This is a genomic window from Vibrio sp. R10-SF1-ISO8, from assembly GCF_059833805.1.
Genome location: NZ_JCBDHL010000008.1, coordinates 270,740 through 286,131 on the forward strand (window position 1 = coordinate 270,740; position 15,392 = coordinate 286,131).

Annotated in this window: 16 protein-coding genes; 9 read left to right on the forward strand and 7 right to left on the reverse strand. The window is 45.6% G+C overall.

The window, feature by feature from the left end:
- Window positions 1-3: 3 nt before the first annotated feature.
- The 3 genes from odhB to sucD all read left to right on the forward strand — a co-directional run bounded on the left by odhB (window position 4) and on the right by sucD (window position 3,458).
- Complete coding sequence (gene odhB, locus AC6R00_RS04905; RefSeq protein WP_500639511.1) at window positions 4-1,212, forward strand: 2-oxoglutarate dehydrogenase complex dihydrolipoyllysine-residue succinyltransferase; 1,209 nt, start codon at window positions 4-6, stop codon at window positions 1,210-1,212.
- A 207-nt stretch (window positions 1,213-1,419) separates the two neighbouring features.
- Window positions 1,420-2,586, forward strand: a complete 1,167-nt coding sequence (sucC, locus tag AC6R00_RS04910) for an ADP-forming succinate--CoA ligase subunit beta (protein ID WP_004744517.1) — start codon at window positions 1,420-1,422, stop codon at window positions 2,584-2,586.
- Complete coding sequence (gene sucD, locus AC6R00_RS04915) at window positions 2,586-3,458, forward strand: succinate--CoA ligase subunit alpha (protein ID WP_500639512.1); 873 nt, start codon at window positions 2,586-2,588, stop codon at window positions 3,456-3,458. Before sucC ends, sucD begins: the two co-directional genes overlap by 1 nt.
- Window positions 3,459-3,607: 149 nt before the next feature.
- Here sucD and AC6R00_RS04920 read toward each other — a convergent pair whose 3' ends face one another.
- On the reverse strand, window positions 3,608-3,895 hold the full coding sequence (locus tag AC6R00_RS04920; RefSeq protein WP_500639513.1) for a hypothetical protein: 288 nt from the start codon (window positions 3,893-3,895) through the stop codon (window positions 3,608-3,610).
- A 787-nt stretch (window positions 3,896-4,682) separates the two neighbouring features.
- Here AC6R00_RS04920 and AC6R00_RS04925 point away from each other — a divergent pair.
- Window positions 4,683-5,201: a GNAT family N-acetyltransferase gene (locus tag AC6R00_RS04925; RefSeq protein WP_367938910.1), complete on the forward strand. Its 519-nt coding sequence runs from the start codon at window positions 4,683-4,685 to the stop codon at window positions 5,199-5,201.
- Here the strand turns inward: AC6R00_RS04925 and AC6R00_RS04930 are convergent.
- Window positions 5,149-5,448: a DUF3301 domain-containing protein gene (locus tag AC6R00_RS04930; RefSeq protein WP_500639514.1), complete on the reverse strand. Its 300-nt coding sequence runs from the start codon at window positions 5,446-5,448 to the stop codon at window positions 5,149-5,151. The two genes, AC6R00_RS04925 and AC6R00_RS04930, sit on opposite strands and share 53 nt — an antisense overlap.
- A 2-nt stretch (window positions 5,449-5,450) precedes the next feature.
- Entirely contained in the window at window positions 5,451-6,488 is a 1,038-nt protein-coding gene (locus AC6R00_RS04935; protein ID WP_500639515.1) for a DUF3549 family protein, read from the reverse strand.
- 76 nt (window positions 6,489-6,564) lie between these two features.
- On the opposite strand from AC6R00_RS04935, the gene AC6R00_RS04940 reads away from it, so the two are divergent.
- Window positions 6,565-6,879, forward strand: a complete 315-nt coding sequence (locus tag AC6R00_RS04940; protein WP_500639516.1) for a YqcC family protein — start codon at window positions 6,565-6,567, stop codon at window positions 6,877-6,879.
- Entirely contained in the window at window positions 6,879-7,604 is a 726-nt protein-coding gene (gene truC / locus AC6R00_RS04945) for a tRNA pseudouridine(65) synthase TruC (protein WP_500639578.1), read from the forward strand. The genes AC6R00_RS04940 and truC overlap by 1 nt, the downstream gene beginning before the upstream one ends.
- A 49-nt stretch (window positions 7,605-7,653) precedes the next feature.
- Here truC and AC6R00_RS04950 read toward each other — a convergent pair whose 3' ends face one another.
- The 4 genes from AC6R00_RS04950 to xseB all read right to left on the reverse strand — a co-directional run bounded on the left by AC6R00_RS04950 (window position 7,654) and on the right by xseB (window position 11,196).
- The gene (locus tag AC6R00_RS04950) at window positions 7,654-7,944 is read right to left on the reverse strand and encodes a Bor family protein (RefSeq protein WP_500639517.1); all 291 of its coding nucleotides are present in this window, start codon (window positions 7,942-7,944) and stop codon (window positions 7,654-7,656) included.
- A gap of 214 nt (window positions 7,945-8,158) precedes the next feature.
- Window positions 8,159-10,024, reverse strand: coding sequence for a 1-deoxy-D-xylulose-5-phosphate synthase (gene dxs, locus AC6R00_RS04955; RefSeq protein WP_500639518.1), 1,866 nt, complete (start codon window positions 10,022-10,024; stop codon window positions 8,159-8,161).
- 22 nt (window positions 10,025-10,046) lie between these two features.
- On the reverse strand, window positions 10,047-10,931 hold the full coding sequence (ispA, locus tag AC6R00_RS04960) for a (2E,6E)-farnesyl diphosphate synthase (protein WP_500639519.1): 885 nt from the start codon (window positions 10,929-10,931) through the stop codon (window positions 10,047-10,049).
- 19 nt (window positions 10,932-10,950) lie between these two features.
- Window positions 10,951-11,196: an exodeoxyribonuclease VII small subunit gene (xseB, locus tag AC6R00_RS04965; RefSeq protein WP_500639520.1), complete on the reverse strand. Its 246-nt coding sequence runs from the start codon at window positions 11,194-11,196 to the stop codon at window positions 10,951-10,953.
- Between the two features lie 543 nt (window positions 11,197-11,739).
- Between xseB and pomA the strand changes: the two genes are divergently transcribed.
- The 3 genes from pomA (at window position 11,740) to thiI (ending at window position 15,046) form a co-directional block, all read left to right on the forward strand.
- The gene (gene pomA / locus AC6R00_RS04970) at window positions 11,740-12,504 is read left to right on the forward strand and encodes a flagellar motor protein PomA (RefSeq protein WP_494505854.1); all 765 of its coding nucleotides are present in this window, start codon (window positions 11,740-11,742) and stop codon (window positions 12,502-12,504) included.
- A 10-nt stretch (window positions 12,505-12,514) separates the two neighbouring features.
- Window positions 12,515-13,456: a MotB family protein gene (locus AC6R00_RS04975; RefSeq protein ID WP_494505853.1), complete on the forward strand. Its 942-nt coding sequence runs from the start codon at window positions 12,515-12,517 to the stop codon at window positions 13,454-13,456.
- Window positions 13,457-13,597: 141 nt separating this feature from the next.
- On the forward strand, window positions 13,598-15,046 hold the full coding sequence (gene thiI, locus AC6R00_RS04980) for a tRNA uracil 4-sulfurtransferase ThiI (protein ID WP_004744532.1): 1,449 nt from the start codon (window positions 13,598-13,600) through the stop codon (window positions 15,044-15,046).
- Window positions 15,047-15,392: the final 346 nt, after the last annotated feature.

Sequence of the window (15,392 nt, forward strand, 5' to 3'; positions counted from 1 at the left end):
GATATGACAATTGAAATTCTGGTTCCAGATTTACCTGAATCGGTTGCTGACGCAACAGTCGCAACATGGCACAAACAACCTGGTGACGCAGTAGAGCGTGACGAGGTTCTAGTAGATATCGAAACGGATAAAGTGGTTCTTGAAGTACCTGCTCCAGAAGCGGGTGTTCTAGAAGCAATCATCGAAGAAGAAGGTGCAACAGTACTTTCAAAGCAGCTAATCGCTAAGCTTAAGCCGGGTGCAGTTGCAGGTGAGCCGACGAAAGACACCACTGAAGAGTCTGAAGCGTCTCCAGATAAGCGTCATAAAGCGTCATTGACGGAAGAAAGCAACGATGCACTTAGCCCAGCAGTTCGCCGCCTGCTTGGTGAGCACGGTCTGGAAGCAAGCCAAGTGAAAGGCACTGGTGTTGGCGGTCGTATTACGCGTGAAGATATTGAAGCACATTTAGCAAACGCGAAAGAAGCGCCTAAAGCAGAAGCTGCGGCAGCTGTCGAAGCACCTGCTGCTGCGCGTAGCCAGAAGCGTGTTCCAATGACACGTCTACGTAAAACAGTCGCAAACCGTCTTCTAGAAGCGAAGAACAACACGGCGATGTTGACAACGTTTAACGAAGTGAACATGAAACCAATCATGGACCTTCGTAAGCAGTACAAAGACCAGTTCGAAGAGCGTCACGGTATTCGTCTAGGCTTTATGTCTTTCTACGTGAAAGCGGTAACAGAAGCGCTGAAACGTTACCCTGAAGTCAACGCGTCTATCGACGGTGATGACATCGTTTATCACAACTACTTTGACATCAGCATGGCAGTATCGACGCCACGTGGTCTAGTGACTCCAGTACTAAAAGACTGTGACACATTAGGTTTCGCTGATGTTGAAAAAGGCATCAAAGGGCTAGCAATCAAAGGTCGTGACGGCAAGCTGACTGTTGATGAACTGATGGGTGGTAACTTCACTATCACGAACGGTGGTGTATTCGGTTCTCTAATGTCTACGCCTATCATCAACCCACCTCAATCGGCAATTCTTGGTATGCACAAGATCCAAGAGCGTCCAATGGCGGTGGATGGCAAGGTTGAAATCTTGCCGATGATGTACCTAGCGCTATCTTACGATCACCGTCTAATCGATGGTCGTGAATCAGTGGGCTTCCTAGTAACGATCAAAGAGCTACTAGAAGATCCAGCGCGTCTGCTATTAGACGTTTAATATCGCTAAAACGTCTAGCAGCCGCTGGTTGCTAGACGTTCGATAGTTTTCAAGGCTAGACTGGCTCAACTGTCTGGCCTTCACTTGAATCTTATCTACCTGCACAGTGAGATAAGATTGATTTGAGAAGACCCTACAGACGTCCGCTGACATGGCGGCGTTATGGAAATAATAATCCCTACAAGGGAAAATAAACGGAATATCAAAATGAATTTGCATGAATACCAAGCCAAACAGCTGTTTGCAGAATTCGGTTTGCCTGTACCGGAAGGTTACGCGTGTGATACACCACAAGAAGCTTTTGAAGCTGCAGGTCGTATCTCAACAGAGAAAAAAGTCGTTAAATGTCAGGTTCACGCAGGTGGACGTGGTAAAGCGGGTGGCGTTGAGCTGCACGATACTAAAGATGGCGTTAAAGAGTTTGCACAAAAGTGGCTAGGTAAAAACCTAGTGACTTACCAAACAGATGCAAATGGTCAGCCTGTAACTAAAATCCTAGTTGAAGAAGCATCTAACATTGCTAACGAGCTTTACCTAGGTGCGGTTGTGGACCGTGCAACGCGTAAAGTTGTATTCATGGCATCGACTGAAGGTGGTGTTGAAATCGAGAAAGTTGCTGAAGAGACTCCAGAGTTGATTCACAAAGCAGCGATCGATCCACTTGTTGGTCCTCAAGCTTATCAAGGCCGTGAGCTAGCATTCAAGCTAGGTCTTGAAGGTGATCAAATCAAACAGTTTGTTAAGATCTTTATGGGTCTTGGCAACATGTTCTCTCAGTACGATTTAGCTCTACTAGAGATTAACCCTCTTGTTATTACTGGCGAAGGCAACCTGCTATGTCTAGACGGTAAGATCAACATCGATTCTAACGCTATGTACCGTCAGCCTAAGCTGCGTGAAATGCACGATCCTTCACAAGAAGACGAGCGTGAAGCACATGCAGCTCAGTGGGAACTGAACTACGTAGCACTAGACGGTAACGTTGGCTGTATGGTTAACGGTGCTGGTCTAGCAATGGGTACGATGGATATCGTAAACCTACACGGTGGCAAGCCAGCTAACTTCCTAGACGTAGGTGGCGGCGCAACGAAAGAGCGTGTAGCAGAAGCATTCAAGATCATCCTATCTGATGACAATGTTAAAGCAGTACTCGTCAACATCTTCGGTGGTATCGTTCGCTGTGACATGATCGCTGAAGGTATTATCGGTGCAGTTAAAGAGGTAGGCGTAAGCGTACCAGTTGTTGTTCGTCTAGAAGGTACTAACGCAGACCTAGGTCGCGAAGTTCTTGCTAATTCTGATGTTGATATCATTGCAGCTGAGTCGCTAACTGACGCAGCTCAGAAAGTTGTTGCTGCTGCGGAGGGCAAATAATGTCTGTACTAATTAATAAAGACACGAAAGTAATCTGTCAGGGTTTCACTGGCGGTCAAGGTACTTTCCACTCTGAGCAAGCTATCGCTTACGGTACGCAGATGGTTGGTGGTGTTTCTCCAGGTAAAGGTGGTCAAACTCACTTAGGTCTACCTGTATTTAACACGGTACGCGAAGCAGTTGAAGCAACTGGTGCGACAGCAACAGTAATCTATGTTCCAGCTCCTTTCTGTAAAGATGCAATTCTAGAAGCGATTGATGCGGGCATTGAGCTGATCGTAACAATCACTGAAGGTATCCCTACAACGGATATGATCGACGTTAAAGTGAAGCTAGAAGAAACTGGCGTTCGTATGATCGGTCCTAACTGTCCAGGTCTAATCACTCCAGATGAGTGTAAGATTGGTATCATGCCTGGTCATATCCACAAGAAGGGTAAAGTTGGTATCGTTTCTCGCTCTGGTACGCTGACGTACGAAGCGGTTAAGCAGACTACAGATGAAGGCTTTGGTCAGTCTACTTGTGTTGGTATCGGTGGTGACCCAATCCCTGGTTCAAACTTCATTGATATCTTAAAACTGTTCCAAGAAGATCCAGAAACTGAAGCAATCGTAATGATTGGTGAGATCGGTGGTACAGCTGAAGAAGAAGCAGCAGCGTACATTAAAGAGAATGTGACTAAGCCAGTGGTTTCTTACATCGCTGGTGTAACAGCTCCTCCTGGTAAGCGTATGGGTCACGCTGGCGCAATCATCTCAGGTGGTAAAGGTACTGCGGAAGACAAGTTTGCTGCACTAGAAGCAGCAGGCGTTAAGACGGTTAAGTCTCTTGCAGACATCGGTAAAGGTCTACGCGAAATCACAGGTTGGTAATTTAGCCAAATGTGATAAAGAAGGCTTGGCATTCGCCAAGCCTTTTGTTTTTCTGTGCTCTCCAGCTCTCCAGCTCTCCAGCTCTCCAGCTCTCCAGCTCTCCAGCTCTCCAGCTCTCCAGCTCTCCAGCTCTCCAGCTCTCCAGCTTTTTATCCCTCTAATTTCTTTTCAATCGCAACCAGTCTTGCGGTTAAATCAGCAACCTCTTGCTCCAATTGCTTTATACGATCCTGCTCGTTTGATTCCGCTTTCGCCGCGACTTCAACTTTGGGTACACGATTTGAGCTCTTCCAGCTTTTTAATGTAGTGATTAAAGCAGGCATAGGGACAGAGGTACTCAAGCGCGCTTTGACCAAGGCTACAGTGGGTTCCTTTCCTTCTGTGTGTAACTGTTCAAGGATATCTTTTAGCTCTTGGCTAACATCTTGAGTAAGCATAAAACCTCCATTTTACTGTGAACCCCAATAATACTGAGCTTAGCAATAATTGACTAATGGAAAATTAAGAAATGGTGTGTGCGAGATTTCTCACAAGTGATGTAAGACAAAGTGCGTTTGAAACATAGTAATAGTCACTAGTTTAACTTTAACTTTATGATTTGTATCGGTTTATTGTTTTGTTTCTAACTTGTTTCAATAATGGTTTTCTTTCATGGCATTGTCTTAAAGGCGAATTGGAGTAAATTAGAAGGTGTCGGAAGGATGCTGACACGGAACAGGAAATACCAAGGATTGGGAATCTTCAGGATGAAGATTGGTTGACGAGGAACGTTGATCAAGCATGGAGCGAAAGGACATTGTAAGGATACGTTCGCTAACAGGATGTTAGTGGCAAGGATGACAATGGACACCTCTAGGACGAGGCTAGGATAGTATCAGGATGATACAAAGGACACCGCTCAAGGAACAAGTGATGTGGAGCTGACGAGGATTGTTAGCTATCAGGACGATTAGGACACCGCTAGGAAGGCGAAGGCAGGAATTTACTGAAGGATTCAGTAACTATTAAGGAAGATGCATGGAGCACCTTTTGTAGCCGGATTGCTGCGAGTAAGACTATAGCCCCGATACTAACGTATCGGGGCTTTTCTTAGATCTCACCTTTATAAAAAACTCTAACAACAACGTTCAAAAAACTACCTAGATCAATAAAGGTATTTAAAAGTTGGTTTAACTTTTCGGCTTTGTTTTACAAGACAATTTTGGCTGCTAACAAGGATGTGTCATGACTATAGTGACTCGCCGTGCGTTATTGGTTCCCTATAACGACTCATTACAATCTGAATTTTTGATGCTCAATTGCTGTGCCATCAATCGCGCTCAGATGAACGGTGCCCATACGGTGTCGTCTGCAAAGAAACTATTTGAAAAAGTCCTGAATGACCGAAATATCTATGCGATGGCAGTATTAGACAGTCATACTCGCGACTTTATCGGTCATGTTTTTATCTCAGACCTCGATAGCCAGCCAGAGCTCGGGTACATTTTTGATAAAGATTATTGGGGCAGAGGTATTGCGAGTGAAGTGCTGCAAGCGTTTTTCCCTAAAGCAGTCAGAGATTTAAATCTAGATAGGGTACTAGCCACAGCCAATGTAGGTCACGAACCATCGGTACGAATTCTGCAAAAACTAGGTTTCAAGCTAAATGCACACAAGAAAGATACCTTTGGTCCGTTTGATGAGTATCTGTTTACATCCGATGTGGTGGAAGCTCAACCTTTGCTAGTCGGAAACCTTGCATAAAGATTCGGCCTTGATAGCAGTCATCGCCAAGCGAAGAAAATTCAAATTGATAAACAGAATGCCAACGCCAGACACCGTCTGGCGTTTTTAGTTTATGACCTTTTAGCGCAACGCTCAGTAGCTGTAAGTCGAGCTCTTTGCATTTACGTGCAGCGATGGTTTTAGCGAGTTCAGCTTGGCGGCGTTGTTGCCAAAACACAAGACAGACAATTGCGAGTGCGAGTATGGCAAAAAGGTCATGAATCATAGTTATGCCTTTGCTGCTTGTTGAAGGTTGATTAACGCTTTCGCTAGCTCTTCAGAAGGGCTGGAGTGAAGCAGCGGCAACAGAACCATTCGTAACTCGGGCAGCATGACAAGATCGGCAAAAAGCTGGTTGAAGAGCGCCTGATTACCCGTCTGCGCCAACCTGAGTAGAAATTGCTCAGCTATTTTGGCATCACTTAGCCAATGCCAGCTGCGCCCTGCAATACCAATCAACACCTCTTGATGGCTTAATCTCGGTGAAGCGAGTACTTGGCTAACAATTGGCAGCGAGAGTGATTGCGGTGCGCCGGATAACGCGCGCAGCAATGCAGACAGTAGGAATAGGTCCGGTTCGTTGCTATCAACTTGTTGTTGAGCCATTTCAACTAGGCGCTGCGCTAATTTTTGCGGTAAATCGGTATGTTCTAGGGCGCCGAGCAGGGCATAGAGAGGTTCGTTAGGCAGGTGCTGCAACGCTTTTCTAACTTTAACACCATTTTGTTCCTGCCCCAAGCGTGCACAGATGTCTGTGACTCCCTGTAAGCCAACAGTATGCCACTTATCCCACTCTAAACCGCCAGAGAAGTAATGCTGGGCATGCTCGTAATACTGGCTGCATGGCAGGTACAGTTCAGCACGAATTTGGCTATGGAAAACGGCCATTTTATCTTCACCGGGTTTGAAGGTGTACGGGTTATTAGATAGCTTTTGCTGCTGCTCTTCGCTCATTTCTTGATTTAAGCGCGTTCCCATTGCTTCAATCACATACTTGATGAAGTTACCTAAATCAGCTTGTTTGAGTAAGCCTCGCTCGTCCAATTCAAACTTTAGAAACCATATCCACGGTTGTTGCTCTTGGTTCCAATAAGCAATTGCCAAGTGGGCCTTACGCTGCATTGGGTACGGGTAAGGTTGCTGGCCTTTTTCAACATCGGCAAAGACTTTATTTTCAATCTTCTTGATTCGGCGACCAAGATCAAACACTTGATACTGACAGTCACTGTTGGTCAACAATTGGGTAAGGGTATGAATGGTTTCCATTGGAGAATTGTCCTAACTTTCTTTCCTCTATAAATGGTACTCTTAGGGCAATTTTCAAGGTCAGTAATAAAGATAAATGACAAAAGAGAAACAATTAGCCGCACTGATAGACCGTTTGGAGCTTTCCATGAAGCAACTTGAACTATGGAGCTCAGAGCAACCCAGTGAACAAGCTTTGGCGAGCCAGCAGCCATTCGCGCTCGATACCTTAGAGCCACAAGCGTGGTTGCAATGGGTCTTTATTCGCAGAATGCGAGTGATGCTAGAGCAAAAGCAACCATTACCAAGTGGCTTTTCGTTGTCCCCTTATTTTGAAGAGTGTTGGAAAGACCAATCTAGCTTGCACCCTATTATTGCGATCTTACGTCAGCTCGATGAGGAGTGCCGATGATGCTAGAGATAGTGTTTCAAGATGAATATTTTGTTGCCGTAAACAAACCTGCCGGTATGTTGGTTCACCGTAGCTGGTTGGATAAACACGAAACTCAATTCGTCATGCAGACACTACGTGATCAGATCGGGCAGCATGTTTTCCCACTGCATCGACTCGATCGTCCTACATCTGGTGTATTGATTTTTGCTCTGTCGAGCGAGGTTGCTTCTCAGGTGATGCCGATGTTTGCCAATCATGAAATGGAAAAAACGTATCACGCTATTGTCCGTGGCTGGATTGAAGAAGCGGCACGTTTAGATTATCCGCTTAAAGTAGAGCTAGATAAAATTGCTGATAAGCATGCTAGCCAAGAGAAAGAAGCGCAGGAGGCGATAACCGATTACCAACCCGTTGCGAAAGTCGAAATTCCTCATTCTACTGGTAAGTTTCCGACGACACGTTACTGTCTGATGGAGATGAAACCATTAACGGGGCGGAAACATCAGCTACGACGTCATATGGCGCACTTAAGGCATCCGATAGTGGGAGATACCACTCATGGCGATGGTAAGCATAATAAGCTATTTCGCGAGATATATGACTCGCACCGATTGTTACTTCATGCCTCGAGCTTAAAGTTTGTTCATCCGTTTACTGGGCAAGATTTGCTGATTGAAGCGGGTGTTGATGAAACTTGGCAGAGACTCTGCGCAGAGTTTGGCTGGGATATTCCGAAGTCATAGAGAAAACAAACCGTCACTTTGAGCTAAAGTGACGGTTGAAAAGCTGAGATTACTTACAGTAAACACGCGCTTCACGAGGAGTGTAGATACCGAATGTGATTGTGCTGAATACGATATCTTTGAAAGTTTGCTGCGTTTCTACTTTCGCCACTTTATCTACTGAACCACATACCTGTGCTGCGTCGATTTGCTTGCTTTGACCGATACCGCTGACAAAGAAGTGATGAGTTTTTAGTTCTGTCGCTTCATTTGTTTCTTGTGCTGGTGATACAACAAATGTTTGTTGTGCACAGCCAGAAGCCAAAAGACTGATTGCCGCTGCGATGACAAGCTTTTTCATAACTCTTTCCTTAACTATTAGAATTGGACTCAAATAGGCAAGCGTTCCAATTAGCCTGCCGAATGAAGTGTAACAAGTTTCTTATCGGGGTGTATGTCTTGAGTTTGTATTTATTTGTCATGTGATTGATTTTTGTGATACTGATAACTGATTGAACCAGATAATAAAAAAACCCTCCGAAGAGGGTTTTATCAATAGCAGTTCAAGTTCCAATCTATTTGGCGAGATAATCACGAATCGACTGTTCGATGCCTAAAGCATCAAGCCCTAGTTCGTGATGGAGTTCTTCTTGCGTACCTTGGGCGATAAATTTATCAGGCAAGCCAAGGTTTAGCACTGGTTTGATGATTTTTTCCTGCATCATAAACTCGATCACGCCCGCGCCTGCGCCGCCAGCAATGGCATTCTCTTCTAGAGTAACCAGCACGTCGTGTTCGTCTGCGAGTTGCTTAATAAGTGCCTCATCAAGAGGTTTGACAAAACGCATATCTGCGACGGTTGCATTGAGCGCTTCTGCTGCTTGATGAGCACTGTTTAAGAAGGTGCCAAAGTTTAGAATAGCCACTTTTTCACCCTGGCGAACAAGGCGGCCTTTCCCTATTTCTAGCGCGGTGAAATCCTGTTTGATCTCTGCGCCTGTTCCAGTACCACGTGGGTAACGAACCGCAGATGGACCTATATGCTTATGGCCGGTATACAGCATCTGACGACACTCATTTTCATCACTCGGCGCCATGATGACCATGTTCGGGATACAGCGCATAAAGCTAAGATCGAATGCCCCTTGGTGCGTTTGACCATCAGCTCCGACAAGGCCTGCGCGGTCAATAGCGAACATGACCGGTAAGTCCATGATTGCAACATCATGAATGAGCTGATCATATCCACGCTGCAAGAAGGTAGAGTAGATAGCCACAATAGGATGGTCACCTGCGATCGCCATACCTGTTGCTAAAGTCACGGCGTGTTGTTCTGCGATTGCGACGTCAAAATACTGGTTTGGGTATTCTTTAGAGAATCGAACCATGCCAGAGCCTTCGCGCATCGCCGGAGTGATAGCCATTAGCTTAGGATCTTGTGCGGCCATATCACATAGGAAGTCACCAAAAATCTTCGAGTAACTCGGCTTTCCAGTGCTGCTCTTAGGCAGTGAACTATGGCTAGGGTCAAACTTAGGTACGCCGTGATAGCCGATTGGATCTTTTTCAGCTGGCTCGTAGCCTTTGCCCTTTTTGGTCATGATGTGCAAGAACTGTGGTCCTTTAAGCTCCCGCATATTCTTGAGCGTTTTAACTAGCTCGTTGACATCGTGGCCGTCGACTGGGCCAATGTAGTTAAAACCAAGTTCTTCAAACAGAGTTCCTGGGACAACCATGCCCTTAAGGTGTTCTTCAGTACGGCGAACCAACTCTTTAATCGGCGGAACACCTGACAGTACTTTTTTACCACCTTCACGAATAGAGGTGTATAAGCTGCCAGAGAGCACTTGAGCGAGATGGTTGTTAAGTGCACCAACGTTCTCTGAAATCGACATTTCGTTGTCGTTGAGAATTACCAGCATATCCGGATGTACATCACCAGCATGGTTCATTGCTTCAAATGCCATACCGGCTGTAATTGCGCCATCACCGATTACGCTAACCACTTTACGGTTTTGCTCTTCTTTACCCGCACTGATTGCCATACCGAGTGCAGCACTGATTGAAGTCGATGAATGACCTACCGATAAGGTGTCATATTCACTTTCTTCGCGCCACGGGAAAGGGTGCAGTCCATCCTTTTGACGGATAGTAGACATCTGGTCACGGCGACCCGTAAGAATTTTGTGTGGGTAAGCTTGATGGCCGACATCCCAAACAAGTTGGTCAAACGGAGTGTTGTAGACGTAATGTAGAGCAACGGTAAGCTCTACTGTTCCTAAACCAGAGGCGAGGTGACCGCTCGACTGACTTACTGAATTCAATAAGTAGGTGCGTAGTTCATCACACAGTTTAGGTAGCACTTCCTTTGGAAGACTGCGTAGCTCTTCAGGTGTATCTGCTAAAGCCAGTGTTGGATATTTCGAAATATCAAGAGTCATATAAAAATGCGCGCTTATAGTGTTAGTTCTTGCGCTCGACGACGTATCGGGCGAACTCTTCGAGTAACTCTGTATTGTATGGGATTGCTTCCAAAGCTTGAAGAGCTTCATTTAACAGAGTGTGAGCTTTGTTAATAGCTCCTTCCAATCCAAGCAGTGCTGGATAGGTGCTTTTGTTTAATTCTTGGTCAGAACCTTGCGGTTTGCCTAAAGTTTCTGTATCGCTGATGATATCCAAAATATCGTCTTGAACTTGAAACGCGAGGCCAATTGCATCGGCGAATGTATCAAGTTGAGGCATTACCTCTAACCCTTTATCGCCAGCGGCGAGCGCGCCAAGACGAATAGCAGATTTCATTAATGCGCCTGTCTTGTTGCGGTGAATTGCTTCCAGTTCTTGCAATGATACTTGTTTGTTCTCTGCCGCAAGGTCAAGAGCCTGTCCCATACACATGCCATTGGCACCTGAAGCATCGGCAAGAACTTTTACCATCTTTATACGGTTGCTTTCAGCGTTTGGGTTCAGTGAGCCCTCCGCGAGAATTGTAAACGCTAAGGTTTGCAGCGCGTCGCCAGTGAGAATTGCCGTTGCTTCGTCGAACTTAACATGGCAGGTTGCTTTGCCACGGCGTAGTTCATCATCATCCATAGCGGGAAGATCATCGTGGATAAGTGAGTACGCATGGATGCACTCGACGGCAGACGCTGGAGTGTCTAGGTCGTCAAGCTTGCAACCTAACATTTGTCCTGTGATGTAGACAAGAAACGGACGCGCACGTTTGCCCCCAAGCAATAAGCCATAACGCATTGCTTCAATAAGAGGTAGATTTTGGTGCGGCAGTGCTTGCAGCCAGTTTTCGAGCTGAGTATTGTTTCGCTGTTGGAGTGAGGTTAATGCCTCATGCATGGCAGACATCTTCTATAAATTATTGTTCTGGCTGAGCGTTAAAATCAGATAGTGGAGATTCATCTTCATTTTGCAACAAGATGCTAACGCGCTGTTCTGCATCGCTCAGTTTTGATTGTCCTGAACGAGCAAGGGCAATGCCGCGCTCGAACTTTTTCAACGCATCTTCTAGTGCTAAATCACCATTTTCGAGGTTTTCAACGATCACATCAAGCTCTTCAATGGTCGCCTCAAAGGTCATGTTTTCTGGTTTCTTGCTCGCCATAACTATTCTACCGAGATAAAGATGCACGAAAGTTACCTTAGCCGATAATGATGGTCAAATTTAACCGAGTAAATTTGTCAGAAAAATCGAGCTTGTACGGTCATATTCTGCGCAGGTACTCAATATAGGGCTAAAGTCTATTAGGGTCTGTTGACCTTTTGCGGTTAAATTTTGTTCGAGATAAAAGCGTTTTAATCGCGGTGAGAGGTTTGTCGCCTAGTCATTCTAAGCAAAACACCTCTCAACAAAGAGTAAAACGGTTTTAGCGGGGGCGCCCAGCTCGAACCCTTCGGGCAGCGTTTGTGGCTCCTTTCTGCTGCGTTATCGGCTTTATCGGGTAGGGCAACTACAATTCAAAGCCTCTGCCTTGCATAAAGAACCCGCAAACTGCTGCAAAAATCAGCTCAAAAGGTCAACAGACCCTAGGCACCTGGCACTCAGCATCTATATTTATGTGAGTACAGTACCAATAAAATACTAAAGATCTTAAGATGTTGCCGATATAATTTGTTAGAAGCTTAAAGATAGCATGAGGAGTGCTCTGTGGATTTAGCAACGCTGGTAGGACTGATTGGCGGTTTTGCTTTCGTCATCATGGCAATGATACTGGGCGGAAGCATCATGATGTTCGTCGACGTAACGTCGATTCTTATCGTGGTGGGTGGTTCTACCTTCGTAGTGTTGATGAAATTCACTATGGGGCAGTTCTTTGGCGCAGCCAAAATCGCTGGTAAAGCGTTTATGTTTAAAGCTGACGAGCCAGAAGACTTGATTGCTAAAGTGGTTGAAATGGCGGATGCGGCACGTAAAGGTGGTTTTCTTGCTCTCGAAGAGATGGAAATTACCAATAGCTTCATGCAAAAGGGTATCGACTTGCTGGTGGATGGTCACGATGCCGACGTAGTTCGCGCAGCACTGCAAAAAGATATTGCCTTAACTGATGAGCGACATGATTTTGGTTCTAGCGTGTTTAGAGCCTTCGGTGATGTTGCACCTGCAATGGGCATGATCGGTACTCTCGTCGGTCTGGTTGCCATGCTATCAAACATGGATGACCCGAAAGCAATCGGCCCTGCAATGGCTGTTGCACTTCTTACCACACTCTATGGCGCAATTCTTTCCAACATGGTGTTCTTCCCGATCGCCGATAAGCTTTCCCTTCGTCGTGAGCAAGAAAAACTCAATCGTCGCCTTATTATGGATGGTGTGCTTGCGATTCAAGATGGTCAAAACCCACGCGTTATCGACAGCTATCTGAAGAATTACCTCAATGAAGGTAAGCGTGCCCTTGATGTAGATAACGAGTAAGGTCGCTGATATGGAAGAAGAAGAACCAAAATGTCCGCCACCCGGCCTCCCGCTGTGGATGGGGACTTTTGCTGACTTAATGTCGCTCTTGATGTGTTTCTTCGTACTACTGCTCTCGTTCTCTGAAATGGATGTACTGAAGTTTAAACAGATCGCGGGTTCAATGAAGTTCGCTTTTGGTGTGCAAAACCGATTGGAAGTGAAAGACATTCCAAAAGGAACCAGCATTATCGCTCAAGAATTTAGGCCGGGTCGACCTGAGCCGACGCCTATCGACGTTATCATGCAGCAAACCATAGATATTACTCAGCAGACTCTAGAATTCCATGAAGGAGAGTCAGACAGAGCCGGTGGTACGCAGCGTGATGAGGGCAAATTGACGGGCGGGCAATCGCCGGATACCTCGACGCAAAACAATCAAAACTCTGAGTCAGACAATGAACAGCAGCAATCGGCTGAGATGTCACAAGAGCTTGAAACCTTAATGGAGAGTATCAAGAAGGCCCTAGAACGAGAGATAGAACAAGGTGCGATTGAAGTAGAAAACCTCGGTCAGCAGATTGATATCCGTATTCGTGAGAAAGGCGCATTTCCTGAAGGGTCGGCATTCTTGCAACCTAAGTTCCGCCCACTGGTTCGACAGATTGCCGATCTAGTGAAGGATATACCGGGAATCATTCGAGTATCAGGACATACTGACAATCAACGCATTGACTCTGAACTTTACCGCTCCAATTGGGATTTATCGGCACAGCGAGCGGTTTCTGTCGCTCAGGAGATGGAGAAGGTCCGCGGCTTTGATCATCAGCGTCTTCGCGTCAGAGGCATGGCAGATACAGAGCCACTTGGCCCCAACGATACTGAAGCGCAGCGTTCTCGTAACCGCCGGGTTGAGATCAGTATTATGCAAGGGGAAGCGCTGTTAAGCGACGAAGTCCCAGTCATTCAATAAAAGATAAAAAGACGAGCACAAACGCTCGTCTTTTTTATGGTCTTTGCTTCATGTATAATCTTGCGCCCTTAGAGGCAGCACATCGCTGCTAGGCTCAATAGAGCGTGAAAATAGCGAAACAGTTAACTTGTGAAGTGAATTATGAAATTTATCGTAAAGCCCCATCCAGAAATTTTTGTAAAAAGTGAGTCTGTGCGTAAGCGCTTCACAAAGATTCTTGAATGCAACATTCGTAACGTAATCAAGAGTCGTACAGAGTCTGTTGCTGTTTTCAACCGTCGTGACCACATTGAAGTAACGGCGGAAACGGATGAATTCCACAAAGAGACAATCGAAGTATTGACTCATACGCCGGGTATCCACCACGTACTTGAAGTACAACAGTCAGAATTTAAAGACTTACACGATATCTTCGAGCAAGTACTGGAACTTAACCGTCCTAACCTTGAAGGCAAAACGTTTGTTGTTCGTGCCAAGCGTCGTGGTAAGCATGATTTCACTTCTATTGAACTAGAGCGTTACGTAGGTGGTGGTCTTAACCAAGCGATCGAAAGCGCGAGCGTAAAACTGCGTAACCCAGATGTGACGGTTAAAGTGGAAGTAGTTAACGAGAAGCTTAACCAAGTTATCAAACGTTACAAAGGTCTAGGTGGTTTCCCTCTTGGTACACAAGAAGATGTTTTGAGCCTGATCTCTGGCGGTTTTGACTCTGGCGTATCAAGCTATCTGCACATCAAACGTGGTTCAAAAGTCCATTACTGCTTCTTTAACCTCGGCGGCCCTGCGCACGAAATTGGTGTCAAACAGGTTTCTCACTATCTGTGGAACAAGTACGGTTCATCTGCAAAAGTGCGTTTCATCTCGGTCGATTTTGAACCAGTAGTGGCCGAAATTCTAGAGAAAGTCGATGACGGTCAAATGGGCGTTATCCTTAAGCGTATGTTTATGCGCGCTGCAGGAATGGTAGCTGAGAAGTTTAAGATTGAAGCGCTAGTGACTGGTGAAGCATTAGGTCAGGTATCAAGCCAAACCCTAACGAACCTGCGTCATATCGACAATGTGACAGATACATTGATTCTTCGTCCTCTTATAAACTGGGATAAAGAAGACATCATCAATCTAGCTCGTGACATCGGTACTGAAGATTTCGCTAAGACCATGCCGGAATATTGTGGCGTAATTTCTAAGAAGCCAACGGTTAAAGCGGTTAAAGCGAAACTGGACACTGAAGAAGAAAAGTTCGACTTTGATATTCTAGAGCAGGTTGTTCGTGACGCGCGTGTCATGGACATTCGTGATATTGCCAAAGAAACCGAGCAAGCTGCGCCAGAAGTTGAGCAAGTTCAAGCGGTGGAAGAGCACGCGATCGTACTCGATATCCGTAGCCCTGAAGAAGAAGACGACAATCCACTTGAGATTGATGGCGTTGAAGTGAAACACATCCCATTCTTCAAGCTAGGCACTCAGTTCGGTGATTTAGACCAATCTAAATCTTACCTGCTTTACTGTGACCGTGGCGTGATGAGTCGTCTACAAGCTCTTTATCTTCAAGAGCAAGGCTTTAACAACGTTAAGGTTTACCGCCCGTAGCGAGCACTCCATATAGTACTAAAAGCGCAAATCGTTGATTCGGTTTGCGCTTTTTAGTTTGTAGCGAGTGGAATTTGGCGCATAAAAAAACACCGCCATCGAGGCGGTGCTAAATATTTGACAGACAGGTCAAAATAAATACAGGAAGTATATGTTTCGTTTCCTATGGAAACAAAACTGGTAGAAACCTACCGAACTCGAAATACGAGTTTGCAAACACAACATCGCAACAAAAGGTCAATTGATTTAAAGCATAAATCAAGCCGTTCTGACTTCTTGCTGCGGGGTGAAATATAGAATTTCTCTGGTCGTCAGGCAACGGACATTTTATAATGTTTCAGATAAA

What these genes read in the sequence shown, in the direction of transcription:
- odhB (WP_500639511.1), top strand. Translation starts at nt 4, where the DNA reads ATGACAATTGAAATTCTGGTTCCAGATTTACCTGAATCGGTTGCTGAC.
- sucC (WP_004744517.1), top strand. Translation starts at nt 1,420, where the DNA reads ATGAATTTGCATGAATACCAAGCCAAACAGCTGTTTGCAGAATTCGGT.
- sucD (WP_500639512.1), top strand. Translation starts at nt 2,586, where the DNA reads ATGTCTGTACTAATTAATAAAGACACGAAAGTAATCTGTCAGGGTTTC.
- AC6R00_RS04920 (WP_500639513.1), bottom strand. Translation starts at nt 3,895, where the DNA reads ATGCTTACTCAAGATGTTAGCCAAGAGCTAAAAGATATCCTTGAACAG.
- AC6R00_RS04925 (WP_367938910.1), top strand. Translation starts at nt 4,683, where the DNA reads ATGACTATAGTGACTCGCCGTGCGTTATTGGTTCCCTATAACGACTCA.
- AC6R00_RS04930 (WP_500639514.1), bottom strand. Translation starts at nt 5,448, where the DNA reads ATGATTCATGACCTTTTTGCCATACTCGCACTCGCAATTGTCTGTCTT.
- AC6R00_RS04935 (WP_500639515.1), bottom strand. Translation starts at nt 6,488, where the DNA reads ATGGAAACCATTCATACCCTTACCCAATTGTTGACCAACAGTGACTGT.
- AC6R00_RS04940 (WP_500639516.1), top strand. Translation starts at nt 6,565, where the DNA reads ATGACAAAAGAGAAACAATTAGCCGCACTGATAGACCGTTTGGAGCTT.
- truC (WP_500639578.1), top strand. Translation starts at nt 6,879, where the DNA reads ATGCTAGAGATAGTGTTTCAAGATGAATATTTTGTTGCCGTAAACAAA.
- AC6R00_RS04950 (WP_500639517.1), bottom strand. Translation starts at nt 7,944, where the DNA reads ATGAAAAAGCTTGTCATCGCAGCGGCAATCAGTCTTTTGGCTTCTGGC.
- dxs (WP_500639518.1), bottom strand. Translation starts at nt 10,024, where the DNA reads ATGACTCTTGATATTTCGAAATATCCAACACTGGCTTTAGCAGATACA.
- ispA (WP_500639519.1), bottom strand. Translation starts at nt 10,931, where the DNA reads ATGCATGAGGCATTAACCTCACTCCAACAGCGAAACAATACTCAGCTC.
- xseB (WP_500639520.1), bottom strand. Translation starts at nt 11,196, where the DNA reads ATGGCGAGCAAGAAACCAGAAAACATGACCTTTGAGGCGACCATTGAA.
- AC6R00_RS04975 (WP_494505853.1), top strand. Translation starts at nt 12,515, where the DNA reads ATGGAAGAAGAAGAACCAAAATGTCCGCCACCCGGCCTCCCGCTGTGG.
- thiI (WP_004744532.1), top strand. Translation starts at nt 13,598, where the DNA reads ATGAAATTTATCGTAAAGCCCCATCCAGAAATTTTTGTAAAAAGTGAG.